This is a genomic window from Streptomyces sp. NBC_00273 (assembly GCF_036178145.1).
Classification (GTDB): Bacteria; Actinomycetota; Actinomycetes; order Streptomycetales; family Streptomycetaceae; genus Streptomyces.
This window is the reverse complement of the sequence record NZ_CP108067.1, coordinates 4,081,001-4,097,960: the sequence shown is the minus strand read 5'-3', so window position 1 is coordinate 4,097,960 and position 16,960 is coordinate 4,081,001. Positions and strand designations below refer to the sequence as shown.

Here is a 16,960-nt window from a genome sequence, read left to right as displayed (position 1 = left end):
CCTCTGTAAAGGGTGTAAGGGGGACCGATCGGTCCGACCCGCGCTCCTGGTGGGCGCCGGAGAAGGAACGGGACAAAAACCGTGCAGCAAGACCAGCAAGGCGACGGCAGCCCCATGACCGAGGGCGGCCGTCGCCCCCATCGCCTGCGCATGATCCTGATCAGCGGCGGGCTCGCGCTCACCCTCGCCGCAGGCGGAACCGCCGCGTACAAGTTCGGCCTCTTCTCGGACATAGGGGATCCGGTTTCCTTCGGCAAGGTCCAGGAGAAGGCCGGCGCAGCCGCCGAGCTGCCGCCCGAGGTGCAGATGCCGACCGGGCCGAAGGCCTCGTTCGTCCGCACCTCCCGGCTGCCGGACGGCACCCAGATCGGCCGCACCACCCTCACCGGCAAGAAGTCCGGCTTCACGGGTGACGTGTGGGTGTGGGTGCCCAAGGAGTACGACGACCCGAGGTACGCCAAGAGCGGCTTCCCGGTCCTGATCTCCCTGCCCGGCGGCCGCGGATACCCCACCAACTACTGGGGTACGGGTCCCGGCCTCGGCCTCCAGAAGGCCGTGAGCGACGGGGCCAAGGCCGGCACCAGCCTGCCCTTCATCCTGATCATGCCGGTGCACAACGCCGACACCAAGCACCACTTCGACGCCTCGGACATCCCCGGCCAGCCCAAAATGGGCACCTGGATGGTCGAAGACATCCCGGATTTCACGAAGGCCAATTTCCGCACCTTCACCTCCCGCGACGGCTGGGCCTACATGGGCTCCTCCGCGGGCGGATTCGGCGCCTTCAAGCACGTCCTCAAGTACCCCGACCGGTTCAAGGCGGCCATCGCGAGCGGGGTCGACATCGTCCCCGACTCCCCGCTGTGGCAGGGGAACAAGCAGGCCATGGACGCGGACAACCCGGAGAAGCTCGCCGCGAAGCTGATCGCGGCGGGCGGTCCGGACGTCTACATCAACTTCCAGATCGGCACCGCGGAGAGCGGCCGCGACAAGGCCGAGAAGTTCATGAACGACTTCGGGAAGGGCCCCGTGCACACCTCGCTCCAGGTGATCCAGGATGGTGAGCACAACGGAAAGTCGTACGTGCGCGGTATGAGGGAGGGCTCCCTGGAGTGGATCAGCAAGGTGATGAAGGCACCGACACCCGATCCCGGCGTGCGATGAGCACGGTGGTGAAGGGGGCGTCGGCGGCTGCGGCGGCAGGGGTCGCGGCGGTGTTCGCCGTCGCGTTCCTCAAGGCGCCCGGCGAGCGCCCGGTGCTCCCCTTCCCCACCGTCGGAGTACTCATGGCGGGCGGCGAGCACTGGTGCACGGCGAGCGTCGTCGACAGCCCCGAGGGCAACGTCGTCGCCACCGCCGCGCACTGCGTGGCCCCCGCCGGCGAGGACGGGCAGCCGGGCGATGTGGCCCACGACGGGCTGGCCATCGGCGAGCTCTCCTTCGCCCCGGCCTTCTCCGGCGAGGGCGCCGGCACCCAGCCGCTGGGCGTCTGGAAGGTCAAGTCGATCCACGTGGACGACCGCTGGACGAAATGGGGTGAGGACACCGCCGACTTCGCCTTCCTCACCATCGAGCCGGACGGGGACGGGCGCAGCATCCAGGACGCGGTCGGCGGCGGCGCCGAGGCCCCGAAGCCCGAGTGGACCTCGGGGTACGAGCGGGACGTGACCGTCGTCGGCTACCCCGAGTCCGAGCACAACCCGCAGAACAAGCCCGTCTCCTGCACCACCCAGACCCGCCACGACGAGGACGACCCCGACATGCTCTACATGAGCTGCGCCGGGTTCTGGACGGGGACCAGCGGCAGCCCCTGGATCGCGGACCGGGGCGGGCCGGACCGGGCCGGGCGGCTGATCGGGGTGCTGAGCGGCGGGGACACGGACGTGGACTCCACGGCCGCGCTGTTCGACGAGCACGCGAAGGCCCTGTACGAGGCGGCCGCGCGGGGCTGAGCGCGCCCGCGCCGCCGCTGCTGCCGGTACTTCTTCCGCTACTTCTTCCGCTCGGTACTGACGATCACGCCCACCGCCGCCACGACGATCGCACCGCCGACCAGGATCTGCCAGGTCAGGGCCTCGTCGAGGATCAGCGTGCCGAGCGCCACGGCGACGACCGGATTGACGTACGCGTACGTGGACACCAGCGACAGCGGTGCGGCCTGGAGCAGCCACACGTACGCCGTGAAACCGACGAGCGAGCCGACGACCGTCAGATAGCCCAGGGCCAGCCAGGAGGCGGTGGAGAACGCCGCCGGGTCCAGGCCGTGCTGCTCGCCGCGCAGCAGGCCGACGACCACGGCGGCGGCCCCGCCCACGAACATCTGGTAGGCGCTGCCCGTGAGGGGGTTGTCCGGCAGCTTCAGCCGCGGCGCCGAGAACGAGCCCAGCGACCACAGGACCGAACCCGCCAGGACCATCAGCACCCCCGACAGCCGCACCGAGCCGCTGAGCCCCGGGCTGGTCAGCACCGCGAGCCCGGCGAGACCCACCAGCACCCCGACCAGGGTGCGCAGCGGGGGCCGGTCCCCGGTGCTCGCCCGGAGCACCGTCACCCACATCGGCACCGCCGCCACCAGCAGCGCGGCGAGGCCCGACGGCACCGAGGTCTCGGCGAGGACCACCAGGCCGTTCCCGCCGAGGATCAGCAGCAGCCCGACCAGGGCCGCCGAGGCGAGCTGCGCGCGGGTGGCCCGCAGTGCGGCCGGACCGTACCGCCAGGCGACGACGGCGGACAGCAGCAGGCCGGCGGTGATGAACCGGGCTCCGGCGGAGAGGAAGGGCGGCATGGTCTCGACGACGATCCGGATGCCGAGGTAGGTCGAGCCCCAGACCACGTAGACGAGGGCGAGGGCGGCCCAGACCGCGCCCGAGATCCTGCTGCGGGGCGTGGTGGCCGGCCCGGCGGCCTTGCCGTCGACCGGTGCTGAGGTGCTCATGCCCGGATCCTAAGGTCGTTGGCCCATGCACGCTTCCGGATATCTCAACCCTTGAGCAGGTCGTTCAGCTCGCCGTAGGGGAGGGAGTGCGCGAGCGCCCCGTAGGTGCCCTCCGAGATCAGCTCCTCGGCGGCACGGCGGACCACGGCGTACGCGGCTTCGGCGACCCAGGAGCCGAGGCTGACGCGGGAGACGCCGAGGGCGCCGAAGGCGGCGACGGTCGGGGCGTCCGGGCCGAGCAGGACGTTGAGGGGCGCGTCGATGCCCTTGGCGAGCTCGGCGACGGTGTCCGGGTCGAGGACGCCGGGCACGAAGACGCCGGTGGCTCCCGCGCGGAGGTAGGCGGCGGCGCGGGCGAGGGTGTCGTCCAGGCGGGTGGCGTCCTCGCCGAAGCCCCGCAGGTAGGTGTCGATGCGGGCGTTGATGTAGAGCGGGACCCCGGCGGCGTCGGCCGCGGCGCGGGCCGCGGCCAGGCGCTCGATCTGCTCGGCGGGGTCGCGGTGGCCGTCCTCGATGTTGATGCCGACCGCGCCGGCGGCGAGGACCCCGGTCACGGTCTCGCCCACGGCGGCCGCGTCGGCGCCGAAGCCGCCCTCGATGTCGGCCGTGACGGGCACGGGGACGGCGGCGACCACGCGGGCGACGAGGTCGAGGGCCCGGTCCCGGGCGAGCGCGTCGCCGTCGGGGGACCCGAGGGACCAGGCGACGCCGGCGCTGGTGGTGGCGACGGCGGGGGCGCCGGCGGCCGCGACGATGCGGGCGCTGGCCACGTCCCAGGCGTTGGCGAGGGCGAGCGGGGCGGCGGGGGTGTGCAGGGCCGCGAACGCGGCGGCCTTGGCGGCGAGATCAACATGGGTGGTCATGGGGTCAGTTCACCAGACCGGGCGCGTCCGGGCTCGCGGAATTGCGACATGGACGTGGGACGGGGCGGGACGGGGCGGGACGGGACGGGGCGGGCTGCGCGGCCCGGATGCCGCGCTGCCCGACAGCCCGTCCGCCCACGGCCCGTCCGCCCACCGCCTATCCGCCCGCGCCGCACAGGGGGATCACGGCGGTGCGGCCCTGCAGGGGATCCCCGGGCGCCGACGGGCCCACCGCGGCCCAACAGGCCGCGGCGGTCGGCTCCACGGAGAGCCCGCGGCGGGCCAGGTCCTGCTGGGCCTCGTGCAGCCGGTCGTCCGGGACGGTCAGGACGGTGCCGCCGGACTTGCGGACCGCCGCCAGGATCTGGCGGGCGCGGGGCGGCGCCGGGATCGCGATCCCCTCGGCCAGGGTCGGCCGCTGTTCCACCGGAGCGGCTTCCTCGGCGCCCGCCGCGAAGGCCTGCGCCAGCGGGGCCACCGCCTCCGCCTGGACCGCGATCAGGGCCGGCGGCTTGACCCCGCGCCGGGCCAGTTCCTCCACGGCCAGGGCGGCCCCGAGCAGCAGGGTGCCGTTGCCCACGGGGACCACCAGGGCTTCCGGGAGCCGGCCGCCCAACTCCTCCCACACCTCGTACACGTACGTCTTGGTCCCCTGCAGGAAGTACGGGTTGAACACGTGGCTCGCGTAGAAGACCCCGGGCGCGTCCGCCGCTGCCCGGGCGGCCTCCGCGGCGTCCTCGCGGCCACCGGGGATCACGCGGACGGCCGCGCCGTGCGCCCGCATCCGTGCCGTCTTCTTCTCCGACGTGCCCTCGGGCACGAAGACTTCGCAGGTCAGTCCGGCCCGCGCGCAGTACGCGGCCACGGCCGTACCGGCGTTGCCGCTGCTGTCCGCCACGACCCGCTGCGGTGCGAGCCGCCGGGCGAGCTCCGCGAGCATCACCGCGCCCCGGTCCTTGAAGGACCGCGTGGGCATCAGGAAGTCGAGTTTGGCGTGGATCCGCTCCGCCAACGGGACCAGCGGAGTGTGCCCCTCGGCCAGCGAAACGGAGAACGCCCCGGGCAGCGGCAGCACGGACCCGTACCGCCACAGCGAATTCGGTCCCGCGGCCGGTTCCAGTACCGCCGTCGGGTCCGGGGTGAAATCGAGGTCCCAGGGTCCGCCGCAGACCGGGCACGCCCACGGGGCGGTCCGGACGTCTGCGCGGGTGCCGTCCTCGGAACAGATGTAGCCGGGGAGTGCGTGCGTCATGTGGGGGACACCTTTGCTCGGTCATGGCCGGTGTACGGCACGGATGTTACCCGTCGGTCATCGAGACCAGGGGCCGTGTCACGTACCACTGCGCGGGAGTCGCGGGCGCCGACCGGGCCGTGCGCGAGGTACGGGGGCGACCGACCCGCCGGGCGCCCCGCTGCGTACTATTTCGCGCATTCGTTCGCGCCTTCCGCGGCGCGCCCGGCCATGCCGCCCCGCCATGCCGCCCTGCGTTGTCGTCCTGCGACGGCACCCTGCGTTGGAGTCCGCCCCGTGAGCACCCCGCCGAGTCCTCCTCCCGGACCGGGCCACTCCTGGCCCCCGCCGCCCCCGCACCAGGGTTGGGGTCCGCCGCCGGGCTACGGACAGCAGCCGCCGGCGCTCAACGGCTTCGCACTGGCCTCGTTGCTGTCCGGGCTGCTGTGCTTCCCGCCGCTCGGCGTGGCGTTCGGCATCGCGGCCCTCGTGCAGATCGCCAAGCGGGGGGACCGGGGCAAGGCCCTGGCGATCGTGGGCCTGGTGGTGTCCGTGGTGATGACCGGCGCGCTGGTCTTCACCGCCGGGCGGGTCCTCAGTGCCGCCGGCGACCGGTTCCCGTCGCTGAGCGAGTACGCCGACGTCGAGGGCGAGCTCACGGACCTCGGCGACCTGCGGGCGGGCGACTGCTTCAACGTTCCCGGCGGGGACCTGATCGACGAACGGCCCGTGACCTACCGGATCGACTGCGCGCGGGTGCACCACGGTGAGGTCACCGCGTCGAAGACGCTGGACGTGCCGGGGGCTCCCGAGTCGCGCGAGGCCGACCGCGCGTCCGAGGACGCGTGCTGGAAGGCCCAGGACGAGTACGCGATGGACACGTGGGCGCTGCCGGAGTACGCGGAGATGTTCTACTACGCGCCCTCGCGCCGGTCCTGGCGCGAGGGGGACCGGACGCTGCTCTGCGTGATCGGTACGACCGAGGAGGAGTGGCGGGGCAGCCTGCGCAAGGACGCCGGAATGCTGCGGCCCGAGCAGGTGGCCTTCCTCCGGGCCGCCAACACCGCCGAGTTCGTCATGAGCCGGCCGCCCGACAGCGATGTGGAGGACGCGTTGCCCGAGTACCGGGCGTGGGCGCGCGAGGTGCACGCGGTACTGGGCGCCGAGGCGGAGCTCCTCCGGGGGGACGCGGCCCGGGCGGGGCTGGAGAAGGCCGTTCCGGCGCAGCTGGTGCGAGTGGAGGCGGCGCGTGCGCAGTGGCAGCGCGCCTCGCAGGCCGGGTCGCCGGAGGAGTTCAACAAGCAGTGGGACGGGGCGCTGGCCGCGACGTCCCTGGAGACGGAGCAGGCGCTGCGCGGTGCGTACGGGCTTTCGACGGTGGTTCCGCAGTGGATGCGGGACAGCCGGGGCGACCCGGAGGACCCGGACGGCGGGACCGACGGGGGGCCCTCGTCCGAGTCGGTGTGACGTCGCGCGGGTAACGCAGGGTAGCGGGTTTGAGTGACCTGGCTTCATCACTTCGAGTGAAACTCTGGCCCTTGCTTGCGGTCTTCAACCGTCGGTTGCCAGGGTGTAGCTGTCTGTCAACCTGATGGGAGTGGCCAGTGACTTTCGGTGAGCAGCCGGCCTATCTGCGCGTGGCCGGGGACCTGCGACGGAAGATCGTCGACGGTTCTCTGCCCCCGCACGCCCGGCTCCCCTCTCAGGCACGCATCCGCGAGGAGTACGGGGTCTCCGACACCGTGGCCCTGGAGGCGCGCAAGGTCCTCATGGCGGAGGGGCTGGTCGAGGGCCGGTCCGGATCCGGCACGTACGTACGGGAACAACCGGTCCCGCGGCGGGTCGCCCGCGCCGGCTATCGCACGGGAGGTGCCTCGACGCCGTTCCGGCAGGAGCAGGCCGACGCCGAGGCGCGCGGCACGTGGGAGTCGAGCAGCGAGCAGACGGGTGCGCCCGCGGAGATCGCGAAGCGGCTCGGCATCGAGCCGGGCGAGCGCGTGATGCGGACGCGGTACGTCTTCCGCGACGCGGGGGAGGCGATGATGCTGTCGACCTCCTGGGAACCGCTGGCCGTGACCGGCCGGACCCCCGTGATGCTGCCGGAGGAAGGGCCGCTGGGCGGCTCCGGGGTGGTCGACCGGATGGCCGCGATCGACGTCGTCGTGGACAACGTGGTCGAGGAGGTCGGCGCACGGCCCGGTCTGGCGGAGGAGATCCTGCTCCTCGGCGGGGTGCCGGGGCACGTGGTGCTGGTGATCGGCCGCACCTACTACGCCTCCGGCCGCGCCGTGGAGACGGCCGACGTGGTGGTCCCGGCGGACCGTTACCGCCTGGCGTACCACCTCCCGGTGCGTTAGCGGCTCCCGCGGCAGCGTGAACCCCCGGGCGCCGCCCGGGGGTTCACGCGCGGCCGGCGCAACGCCCGCGACCCGGCGGATTTCGGCGCGATGGTGAACGCCCGCGCCCACCCGCCCCCGGCCGTCCCCGGACCGTTCGGTCCGCATGTCGGGACCCCCGCCTCCCGCGCCCCGGCCGGCAGCGCGCCGGTCGCTCCGCCGCTCCCTCGGCGCCACCTGCGCGGATGCCCGCCGTACGGCGGCGCGGTGGCCCCGCCCGGGCCCTCTGCGCGCCCCGTTCGGACCGGCGCGCACGGCCCGCTCGTACGCATGGCCGGATGCGTACGCCTGTGAGGTACCTCTTCGTGAAAAACCGTATCCGCTCCGTAAAGGTCGGGCGTAAGCTCGGGCATATGCGCAATGCGGTTTCCCGGACAGGTACGTCGGCGGAGGGTGAAACGCAATGAACGACAGCGGTGCCCTGCTTCCGTGGCTGGTCATACGCGAGGACGACAACGGCAACCGCTACCGGGTGGGTCGGTACGCCACCCGGGCCGAGGCCCAGAAGGTCGCCGACAGCCTCGAAGACCGAGGACACAAGCAGCTCTACTGGGTCGAGCGGATCGGTCAGACCGCCACGATGAACTGAGCGTCGCAGCGCCCCGCGACGCTGGCATAGGCTCCGCCCATGACGGTACGAGTGGTCGTGGGCGGAGCCCTTTGTCATGAGGGGCGCCTGCTGGCCGCCCGCCGCAGCGCACCGCCCGAGCTCGCCGGACGCTGGGAGCTGCCGGGCGGCAAGGCCGAACCGGGTGAGTCCGTCCCCGACGCGCTGGTGCGCGAACTGCGCGAGGAGCTCGGCGTGGAGGCCGAGCCGCTGGAGCGGATCCCGGGCGAGTGGCCGCTGCGCCCCGGGCTCGTCCTGCACGTGTGGACGGCCCGGCTGCTGTCCGGAGTGCCCGCCCCGCTGGAGGACCACGACGAGCTGCGCTGGCTCGGGCCGGAGGAGCTGGAGTCGGTGGACTGGCTGGACCAGGACCGGCCCGCGGTGGCCGAGGCCGGACGCAGGCTGCGCCACGGCGGTGGCGGGGGCGCGTGACGCTCGCGGTCTAGGCCGTCTGCGCCACAGTGCGCCGGTGGGCGGGGATCGAGTGGTACGACGCCCCAAATATCGGGTATGTCGCTATTAATCCCTATCTCGTCCTCCTTTCGTCCCCGACGAACCGGACTGGGGTCGCTGCTGGCCCGGGAAGTGATCGGCGTGATCGACACAGACGGTGAGTGCGCCGAGTGGGCCTTCCCCGCCGAGCCCGGTGCCGTCCGCACCGCCCGCCACGCCGTCCGCGGCACCTTGCACGACTGGGGCCTGGAGGCCGTCGGCGATGTGACCGTCCTGCTGGTCAGCGAGCTCGTCACCAATTCCCTGCGGTACGCCTCCGGGCCCATCGGAGTCCGCCTGGAACGGCGCAATCCAGCCGCCGGCAGCCCCGCGGGCGGCCCCGCGCTGCTCGTGGAGGTTTCAGATCCGCTTCCGGATCCGCCCCGCGAACGGGTCGCCGACCACGACGACGAGGGGGGCCGTGGCCTGCACCTCGTCGCCGTCTCCTCGCAACGCTGGGGGACCCGGCACGGGAAATCGGGCAAGACTGTGTGGTTCGAATTGGCTCTTCCTGGTGAGTAACAAGGTGAACGGTGGCGCGTGACCTTTCGGGAACGCCTCCCGGCGGCAGCCGGGGGGAGGTGCTCGGAGGGGATCGTGCGACATGGCTCGAAATCATCGAGACCGTGCTGTGATCGTGAACGCCGTGCCGTCCGGGGCCGTGGTGCTGAATACTTCGGTCATGGCCGGTCCGGTTGCGGTGAGCTGGAGGGGACGGTCGCGTGAGCGAGATACCTGCGCAGGCACATCAGACCGACGTGCCGCGAGAGACATGGCACGACGCCCTGTGGCACAGCAGTCCGCCTGGCTCGATATATGACTACATAAAGGTTGCATCCTTCTCGATCGGACCCGACGGTCTCATCGACCAGTGGAGCCTGCGCGCCGAGGAACTGTTCGGGCTGGGCGCCTCCCAGGTCGTGGGACGCGACCCGGTCGACGCCTTCATGCCGCCCGAGCTGCGTCCCGACGCGCACCGCAAGGTCGCCGAGATCCTCGACGGCAAGGAATGGACGGGCCTGATCCCCTTCCGGATCCCGGGCGGGAACGGCGCGCACGGCGTGGCCGAGATCTATGTGATGCCCACCCAGACCGAGACCGCCGAGCGCGCCGCACTGTGCGTCGTCGTCGACGTACGCGCGCTGCGCCGGATCGAATCCGACCTCGCGGCTTCACAGGCGATATTCGGCCAATCCCCCTTCGGGTTCCTGCTCTTCGGTACGGACCTCACCGTGCAGCGGGCCAACCGCCGCTTCGCCACCGTCTTCGGGGGCGCCGTCGAGGAGCACCGCGGCCGGACCGTGCACGACTACCTGCCGGCGCACGAGGCCGACCGGATGACCGAAGCCCTGCGCCGGGTGCTGGACACCGGGGAGTCGGTCACCGATCTGCGGATCACCGGCGCCACCCCCCGCAGTCGGGAGAACCGCCACTGGTCCATCAACCTCTACCGCGTCCACGGCGGCAGCGGCCGCCCCATCGGTGTCGCCGGGATCGGCACCGACGTCACCCGCCGCCACCTCGCCGCCCGGGAGGCCGCCGGGGTCCGGCGCAACCTGGCCCTCCTCAACGAGGCCGGGCACCGCATCGGCAACTCGCTCGACTTGGAGACCACCGCCCGCGAACTCCTCGACGTCACCGTCCCCGGCTTCTGCGACCTGGCCGCCGTCGACCTCTATCAGGGCCTGCTGCTCGGCGACGACGACCGGCCCGCCCGCCCGCAGGGCCCGGGCGTGCCCAGCCTGCCCGGCCAGGGCCCGGCCCGCACGCCCTCGGCCGCCCTGCGCCGGGTGGCCTTCTCCTCCGCCGTCTCCGACGCCCCGCTGTCGGGACCCGGCGCACTGGTCTCCGTAGGCGACATCCACCGCTACCCGGCCGCGTCGCCGGGCGCGCTGGCCCTGCGCACGGCGCGGCCGCGGTTGCTCGAGGGCGGCGGACCGGAGGACCTCGTCCAGTCCACGCTGGTCGTGCCGCTGGTCGCCCACGACACGGTCGTCGGGCTCGCCCAGTTCTCCCGCACCAAGGGCAGCGAACCCTTCGGCGAACGGGACCGGGCGGTGGCCGTGGAACTGGCCTCACGGGCCGCCGTGTGCATCGACAACGCCCGCCTCTACCGGCGCGAGCACGAGCGGGCGCTGATCCTGCAGCGCAGCCTGCTGCCCCCCGGCGACCCGGAAGCGGCCGGCCTCGACATCGCCTGCCGGTACCTGCCCGGCAACGCGGCCACCGAGGTCGGCGGGGACTGGTTCGACGTCATCGAGCTCCCCGGGCACCGCACCGCGCTGGTCGTCGGCGACGTCATGGGCCGCGGCCTGCGGGCGGCCGTGGCCATGGGAGAACTGCGGACCGCCGTACGCACCCTGGCCCTGCTGGACCTCGAACCGGCGGAGGTACTGACCGCGCTCGACGAGATCGCCCGCGGCCTCGGCGCCCCCGGCGGCTCCCAACAGGCCTCCCGGGCGGCCCTGCACTCGCGGGACGCGGACCGCTCCGAGGTGTACCTGGCCACCTGCGTGTACGCGGTCTACGACCCGGTGACGCGGCGCTGCACGATCGCCAACGCGGGCCACATGCCGCCCGTACTGGTCGAACCCCCGGACGAGGCCGGCGTCCCGCGGCCCGCACTGCTCCTGGAGGTGCCGCCCGGGATGCCGCTGGGCGTGGGCGGCGAACCCTTCGAGGAGGTCGAGGTCGACCTGCCGGAGGGCGCACTGCTGGCCCTCTACACGGACGGCCTCGTGGAGTCCCGCGACCATCCCCTGGAAGAGGGGCTGCGCGGGCTGCGCGCGGCCCTCGCGGATCCGGTCCGGCCGCTGGAGGACGTCTGTGACCACGTGCTGAACACCCTCGACACCCGGCACGGCGAGGACGACATCGCCCTGCTCATGGCACGGGTGCAGGGCCTGCCGCTGGACGCGGTCGGCGACTGGCAACTGCCGCGCGAGGCCCGCTCGGTGGGCCGGGCCCGTGAACTGGCCCGGGCCAAGCTCCCGGCCTGGGGCCTGGAGGGCCTGCTGGACACGACCGAACTGCTGGTCAGCGAACTGGTCACCAACGCCCTGCGGTACGGGGAGGGCGAGATCCGGCTGCGGTTGCTGCTGGACCGCACGCTGGTCTGCGAGGTCTGGGACGCGAACCTGGTCCAGCCCCGCCGCCGGCGCGCCCGCGACACCGACGAGGGCGGCCGCGGCCTCCAGCTGGTCGGCCTGCTGTCGGCGGGCTGGGGCACGCGCCGCACCCACCGCGGCAAGACGGTCTGGTTCGAACTCCCGCTGCCCGGCTCGGCATCGGAGGCCGTCACCGAACTGTCGGCGGAGCAATTGCTGAGCATGTACGGGTAGCGGGCGGCCCGCGGAGGAATCCGTTGGTCGCGGGCGGAGTCGTACGGCATCGTGCCCCGGGATGACAGCAGACTTCCCGGCGTACGCGCCGTCCGACTCCCTCCAGGGGCTCCTGCAACGAGGGCGCGGCCTCGGCCACGTCCGCGCCCTCCAGGACCCCGCCGCAGCGGCTCCGTTCGTGTACGACTGCATCCGCAAGGAACAGCGCTGGGACAGCCAGTGCGACCAACGCGCCCTGTACCACGCCCGGCTGGTCCGCGACCTCGAGCTGCCGCTCGGTCCGCTCCTCGGTCAGCTGGCCGAGGACGAAGAGGCCATGTGGCGGGCGGCCTCCGTACTGGAACTCCTCGCCCTGGCGGGATCCGCCGAGGCCCGGGAAGGGCTGCGGAGCTACGTCCGGGACGGTGAACACTGGGTTCATGTCGTGGAGTCGATCGCCGGGGCATGGCCCCGGGCCTGGTGGGAGGACCTCGGTGACGTGGCGCGGAAACGGACCGTCGGCGAGGCGGACCGGCCCTGGGCCAGCGAACCGTGGGACCTCTTCGGGATCGAGCGGGACCCACAGGCCCTGCGCGCCGTGAGGGCGGACACCGGTCGCGACCGCCTCGACACGGACCAGCTGCTCGCACTGATCGCCGCGCCCGGTACGACCAAGGACGACCTGGTGGACGCGCTGCGCGCGCTCGTCCCCCGCGGCCCGCAGCCCGGACTGATCCCGCTCGTGCCGCTGCTCGGCACCGCCGACGGCACGCGGCCGCTGCCCCCGGTCCGTCCGGCCGTCCGCAGGCTCGGAGCGCTGGCCGTCCCCGCCGCCCGCGACTGGGCCCGGGACGGACGGGAATGGCTGGCTCGGCTGGGCGAGGAGGTACTGGCCGCCCACCCCGGCCCCGAGGACCTGCCGGCGCTGCTCGGGGAGCTCGCCCACCAGGAGGAGTCCGGCGAGTGGTGCGGCCCCGACGACACCGCCCGGCGCCTGGCCCACCTCGGGCCCCTCGCAGCCGCCGCGGTGCCGCGGTTGCGCCGCCTCGTGAAGCGGACGCCCCACACCTACGAGCGGGCCGACTACCTGGAAGCGATCGCGGCCATCGACCCGGGCGGGGCACAGGACCTGTACGGCGAGTGCCTGCGGGACTGCGAGGCACGGACCCGACTGCTGGCCGTCGCCGCCGTGCGCGCCGACGCCGGGGTGCGGCAACAGGTGGTCGCACTGCGTGACGACCCGATGGAGGATCCGGACGTGCGGGCCGCCGCGGCGGAGCGGGCCGAGGGGTTCCGGCTCCAGCCGACGTAGGCGACCCAGGGCCGGTCCGGCGGATCCCGCCGGACCGGCCCCGGGCCCCCGGGGAGGGGTCAGCGCTTGAGCGTGAAGGTGAAGTCCCCGGAGAGCTTGCCGCCCAGCCGGACCGCCGAGACGAGCTTCCCGTCCGTGATCAGTCTCTCGACCTCGGCCCGTGAAAGACCGCACCCCTCAGAGATCAATCGCACGGGCCGGACCGGGATCCGTGCTGCGAAGCGGACCGAGACGTCGATCACCTCGCGGTCCAGGTGATCCGATCCGCCGGTGTCGAGGCGCCAGGCGCCGTCCCAGTCGAGGGCGATGTGATTGCGGCGCCGCACGACCGGATCCTGGAGCAGTTCGGCTGCCAGGCCCGGGTCGTTGTCGTGCAGTCGGTCCAGCAGCTCGGGTCGTACGGAGCGCACGTGCACCCGCTCCAGGACCGTGAGCTTCGCCGTGTCCCCGCAAGCGGTGCAGAGCACGAGGAGCCAGGCGTCGAGGAGCTTGTGGTTGGCGTTGACGCGGAATTTGCCGTTCGCCCGGAAGCGCTCGGACGCGCACGTGTGGCATCGGCGGAGAACGAGCGGCAGGCAGGTGGGAGCGACCACCCAGGTATTGAGCACAGAAGTACACCGGTTCCAGTGAGAAGACCGCAGCAGAAAGGAGCGCGGCGCACATGTGCGACGCGCGACGAATCAGCACTCGGGGGGTCTCACAGGGTGTACAACGGAACGTCCTTGCCTAGACGACTTGTTCGGCAGCACGGTAACGACGCACGGCGGGGCGGCTCCACTGGTTTTGTGGCGCCCCGTGCGGACGGGCCCGTCGCACGTGGTGTGCGACGGGCCCGTCTCTTCTAGGCGGCCTTGCGGGATTTGAGGGCGGCGAGCCGGGCCTCGATCTCCGAGGTCTTGCCCAGGTCGTCCAGGGCTTCGAACTGGGCGTCCAGGGAGGACGCGGCGAGCTCCTGCCTGCCCAGCGCCCTCGCCTCCTCCCGCCGCACCTTGTCCTCGAAGCGCGCCAAATCGCTCGTCGGGTCCATGACGTCGATGTTCTTCACCGCGTCCAGCATCGTGTTCTGCGCCTGGGCCGTCTTCGCCCGGGCCACCAGTTCGTCTCGCTTCGCCTGGAGCTCCGTCAGCTTGTTCCGCATCGCGTCCAGGCCCGACTTGAGCTTGTCGACGACCTCCGTCTGGGCCGCGATCGTCGGCTCCGCCACGGTCGCCTCCTTCTCGGACTGGATCTGCCGGCCCAGCGCCACCTTCGCGAGGTTGTCGAACGTGTCGGCGTCCGCCGTCGCCCCCGACGCCCGCAGCTCGTCCGCCTTCTTGCTCGCCGCCAGAGCCTTGCCGCCCCACTCGGCGGCCGCCTCCACGTCCTCCTTGTGGTCCGCCTCCAGCATCCGCAGGTTGCCGATCGTCGTCGCGACCGCCTGCTCCGCCTCCGAGATGTTGTTCGAGTAGTCGCGGATCAGCTGGTCCAGCATCTTCTGCGGGTCCTCCGCCTGGTCCAGCAGCGCGTTGATGTTCGCTTTGGCGAGCTGGGTGACGCGGCCGAGGATGGTCTGCTTGCTCATGGTGGGTCTCTCCTGGTCAGGGCCGATGTGTGTGCCGTTCAGAAGCGGCCGCCGCCGCCCATGCGGCCGCGCGTTCCGCCGCCGCCGAAGGAGCCGGGACCGCTGCCGCCCCCGCCGCCGCCGAAACCGCCCCCGAAGCCCCCGCCCCCGCCGCCGAAGCCCCCGAAACCGCCTCCGCCGCCCCGGCCGCCCCGCAGGATCTCGCCGAGGATGATCCCGCCCAGTACGGCGCCGCCCTGGCCGCCGCCGGGTCGCCGGCCCGCGTACGGGTCCTGGTACGCCCGTACGTCCTGCTCCGCCAGCTGCTGCGCCTCCCGCGCCAGTCCGTCCGCCCGCTGGGCCTCGGCCAGCGCCCCCGCCGGGTCGGCCGCCGCCACCGACACCGCCCGTTCCAGGTGCCGGCCCGCTTCCGCCAGCCGGGTGCGGGCCCGGCTGCCCACTGCGCCCCGGGTGGTGGTGATGTAGTCCGTCGCCGCACCGATCGAGCTGCGCGCCGCCAGCAGGGCCTGGTCGAGCAGGGCCACCGCCCGCTGCCGCCCCGACTCCCGTTCCCGCGCCCCGGCCAGTGCCTCGTCGAGGGCCGCGTCGGCCTCCTCGACCCGGCGCAGGGCGTCGATGGGGTCGTACCGGCCGGCCGCCTCCTCGCGCCGTACGTCGGCCAGTACGGCCTCCGCCCGGCCGATCCGCCCGCGCAGGTCCGCCGTCGAGGTGCCCTCCGCGGTGCCGGTGAGCAGCCCACGGGCGTCCGCGAGGTCGGTGTCCGTCTCGGTCTGCGCGCCCGGCAGCTTCCCGGCCGCCTCCGCCAGTTCCTGCGCCCGCCGCTCGACCGCGTCCATCAAGGTCGCCGCCTGGTCCACCGCACCCTCGGCGGACCGTACGTGCACGGCCGCCGTGCCGTTGTCGGCGGCGTCGACGGCCGCGTGGGCCAGGCCCAGGTTGGTCGCCGCGAACAGCAGCCGGTCCTTGGCCTGTTCGGCGTTGGAGGCGACGGGCGCGGACGCCGAGTCCGCGTACCGCCGGGCCAGCGCGGTCAGCGTCGCCTCGGCGGTGGTGGTGCGGCCGGTCAGCTCCAGGTAGCGCTCCTCCACGGACGCCAGGGCCTGCGGGGCGTTCTTCTCCAGGTCCCGCAGCCGGTCGAAGTCCGCCGACTCGGCGTCCAGCCGCCGGTTCGCCTCGGTGCACCGGGCGACGATCTCGTCCAGCATCCGGCGCCGGGTCGCATCGTCCTCCGGGTAGGCGTCGTCGAGCTGCTGGCGCAGCCGGAAGGCCTGCGTCAGCTCGTCCTTGGCGTACGCCAAGGCCGCGACGAAGGGACGGGCCGCCTCCTCGCCGAACTGGGCCGACGCGAAACCGAGCTCCTCGGTGCTGGTGCGGACCGCGTCGTCGGTGTCCACCAGCAGGGTCTTGGCCGTGGCGTCCAGCTCCGGCAGCGGGAGCCGGTCCGGCGCCCCTTCGGGCCAGCCCGGCCCGGTCGTCGTACCGCGCCCGCCCCCGGCCGCGTACTTGCGCTTGCGGCGGGTGTACGCGTACGCCGCGAGCGCCCCGGCCGCGCCGACGGCGACCACCGGGAGCACGAAGTCCCCGGCCCCGCTCTCGCCGCTCCCCTTGCCGCCGGGGTCCGCCGGGCCGGGGGTGATGGTGGGCACCGGGACCGGCTGACCACCGAGGACGGCGTTGTAGCCGTTGGCCGCGCCGATGGCGGCGCCCGCCCAGTCGTTCTGCTTCAGGGCGGGCTCGATGGCGGTCTGCGCGACGGTGGCCAGCTGCTGCTCGGTGAAACCGGAGTCGACATCGGCCGAATAGGCGTACTGGCGGGCCCCGGTCGCCACGGCCAGCAGGACGTCGTTCTGGCCGAGGCCGTTGCGCTGCGCGGTGGCGTCGGCCCAGCTCTGGGCGGAGCGCCCGGAGAAGTCCCGTACGTAGACGACGAAGAGCTGGATCTTCCGGTCGGCGTACAGTTCGTCGAGCGCGGCGGTGACGGCGCCCTGCCGGTCGCCCAGGGCCCCCACGAGGTCGGTGATCTGACCCTGCTGGGACAGGGTGACGGGATCCTCGGCCCGCGCGGGCGTCGCCCCGGCCGCGCCCCAGCCGCTGACCGCGAGCAGCCCGGCCGCCAGGGCGAGCCCGGCCCGTGCGAACGTCCTGCGGCGCGGCCTGCTTCTCGGCGGAATCACAATTGGGAGGTTATGGGGGGTTTCCCGGCCTCGCATGCGGAGTCGTACCGGCGGCCGCCGGCCCGGGCC

General features: G+C 73.3%; 15 protein-coding genes. 9 read left to right on the top strand and 6 right to left on the bottom strand.

Features of this window, described 5'->3' with window-relative positions:
- Positions 1-81: 81 nt before the first annotated feature.
- Complete coding sequence (locus OG386_RS17370; RefSeq protein ID WP_328788911.1) at positions 82-1,164, top strand: alpha/beta hydrolase; 1,083 nt, start codon at positions 82-84, stop codon at positions 1,162-1,164.
- Positions 1,161-1,952, top strand: a complete 792-nt coding sequence (locus tag OG386_RS17365; protein WP_328788910.1) for a trypsin-like serine peptidase — start codon at positions 1,161-1,163, stop codon at positions 1,950-1,952. The genes OG386_RS17370 and OG386_RS17365 overlap by 4 nt, the downstream gene beginning before the upstream one ends.
- Before the next feature lie 38 nt (positions 1,953-1,990).
- Here OG386_RS17365 and OG386_RS17360 read toward each other — a convergent pair whose 3' ends face one another.
- From OG386_RS17360 to OG386_RS17350, 3 genes are all read right to left on the bottom strand, one after another.
- A complete protein-coding gene (locus tag OG386_RS17360) occupies positions 1,991-2,935 on the bottom strand; it encodes an EamA family transporter (protein ID WP_328788909.1) in 945 nt (314 codons plus the stop codon).
- A 44-nt stretch (positions 2,936-2,979) separates the two neighbouring features.
- A complete protein-coding gene (locus OG386_RS17355; protein WP_328788908.1) occupies positions 2,980-3,798 on the bottom strand; it encodes an isocitrate lyase/PEP mutase family protein in 819 nt (272 codons plus the stop codon).
- Positions 3,799-3,955: 157 nt separating this feature from the next.
- A complete protein-coding gene (locus OG386_RS17350; protein WP_328788907.1) occupies positions 3,956-5,050 on the bottom strand; it encodes a pyridoxal-phosphate dependent enzyme in 1,095 nt (364 codons plus the stop codon).
- A gap of 276 nt (positions 5,051-5,326) precedes the next feature.
- On the opposite strand from OG386_RS17350, the gene OG386_RS17345 reads away from it, so the two are divergent.
- From OG386_RS17345 to OG386_RS17315, 7 genes are all read left to right on the top strand, one after another.
- Positions 5,327-6,496: a DUF4190 domain-containing protein gene (locus OG386_RS17345; protein WP_328788906.1), complete on the top strand. Its 1,170-nt coding sequence runs from the start codon at positions 5,327-5,329 to the stop codon at positions 6,494-6,496.
- A 137-nt stretch (positions 6,497-6,633) separates the two neighbouring features.
- Positions 6,634-7,386 (top strand): GntR family transcriptional regulator, encoded by a 753-nt coding sequence (locus tag OG386_RS17340; protein WP_328788905.1) that lies wholly within the window; start codon positions 6,634-6,636, stop codon positions 7,384-7,386.
- 442 nt (positions 7,387-7,828) lie between these two features.
- A complete protein-coding gene (locus OG386_RS17335; RefSeq protein ID WP_030012541.1) occupies positions 7,829-8,014 on the top strand; it encodes an SPOR domain-containing protein in 186 nt (61 codons plus the stop codon).
- Positions 8,015-8,053: 39 nt separating this feature from the next.
- Complete coding sequence (locus tag OG386_RS17330; RefSeq protein WP_189732830.1) at positions 8,054-8,464, top strand: (deoxy)nucleoside triphosphate pyrophosphohydrolase; 411 nt, start codon at positions 8,054-8,056, stop codon at positions 8,462-8,464.
- Positions 8,465-8,617: 153 nt separating this feature from the next.
- The gene (locus OG386_RS17325; RefSeq protein WP_266604541.1) at positions 8,618-9,046 is read left to right on the top strand and encodes an ATP-binding protein; all 429 of its coding nucleotides are present in this window, start codon (positions 8,618-8,620) and stop codon (positions 9,044-9,046) included.
- Positions 9,047-9,255: 209 nt separating this feature from the next.
- Complete coding sequence (locus tag OG386_RS17320) at positions 9,256-11,865, top strand: SpoIIE family protein phosphatase (RefSeq protein WP_384830533.1); 2,610 nt, start codon at positions 9,256-9,258, stop codon at positions 11,863-11,865.
- A gap of 61 nt (positions 11,866-11,926) precedes the next feature.
- A complete protein-coding gene (locus tag OG386_RS17315) occupies positions 11,927-13,156 on the top strand; it encodes a hypothetical protein (protein ID WP_328788903.1) in 1,230 nt (409 codons plus the stop codon).
- 59 nt (positions 13,157-13,215) lie between these two features.
- Here the strand turns inward: OG386_RS17315 and OG386_RS17310 are convergent, their stop codons facing one another.
- The 3 genes from OG386_RS17310 to OG386_RS17300 form a co-directional block, all read right to left on the bottom strand.
- Positions 13,216-13,764, bottom strand: coding sequence for a DUF1062 domain-containing protein (locus OG386_RS17310; protein WP_328788902.1), 549 nt, complete (start codon positions 13,762-13,764; stop codon positions 13,216-13,218).
- A 233-nt stretch (positions 13,765-13,997) separates the two neighbouring features.
- Complete coding sequence (locus tag OG386_RS17305; protein WP_328788901.1) at positions 13,998-14,717, bottom strand: PspA/IM30 family protein; 720 nt, start codon at positions 14,715-14,717, stop codon at positions 13,998-14,000.
- Positions 14,718-14,755: 38 nt separating this feature from the next.
- On the bottom strand, positions 14,756-16,927 hold the full coding sequence (locus tag OG386_RS17300; protein WP_443053175.1) for a TPM domain-containing protein: 2,172 nt from the start codon (positions 16,925-16,927) through the stop codon (positions 14,756-14,758).
- Between the last annotated feature and the right edge of the window lie 33 nt (positions 16,928-16,960).

Bases quoted from the DNA above. Each gene is read 5' to 3' on its own strand.
- OG386_RS17300 (WP_443053175.1), bottom strand. From the start codon at position 16,927: ATGCGAGGCCGGGAAACCCCCCATAACCTCCCAATTGTGATTCCGCCG.
- OG386_RS17330 (WP_189732830.1), top strand. From the start codon at position 8,054: ATGACGGTACGAGTGGTCGTGGGCGGAGCCCTTTGTCATGAGGGGCGC.
- OG386_RS17365 (WP_328788910.1), top strand. From the start codon at position 1,161: ATGAGCACGGTGGTGAAGGGGGCGTCGGCGGCTGCGGCGGCAGGGGTC.
- OG386_RS17360 (WP_328788909.1), bottom strand. From the start codon at position 2,935: ATGAGCACCTCAGCACCGGTCGACGGCAAGGCCGCCGGGCCGGCCACC.
- OG386_RS17350 (WP_328788907.1), bottom strand. From the start codon at position 5,050: ATGACGCACGCACTCCCCGGCTACATCTGTTCCGAGGACGGCACCCGC.
- OG386_RS17335 (WP_030012541.1), top strand. From the start codon at position 7,829: ATGAACGACAGCGGTGCCCTGCTTCCGTGGCTGGTCATACGCGAGGAC.
- OG386_RS17315 (WP_328788903.1), top strand. From the start codon at position 11,927: ATGACAGCAGACTTCCCGGCGTACGCGCCGTCCGACTCCCTCCAGGGG.
- OG386_RS17355 (WP_328788908.1), bottom strand. From the start codon at position 3,798: ATGACCACCCATGTTGATCTCGCCGCCAAGGCCGCCGCGTTCGCGGCC.
- OG386_RS17305 (WP_328788901.1), bottom strand. From the start codon at position 14,717: ATGAGCAAGCAGACCATCCTCGGCCGCGTCACCCAGCTCGCCAAAGCG.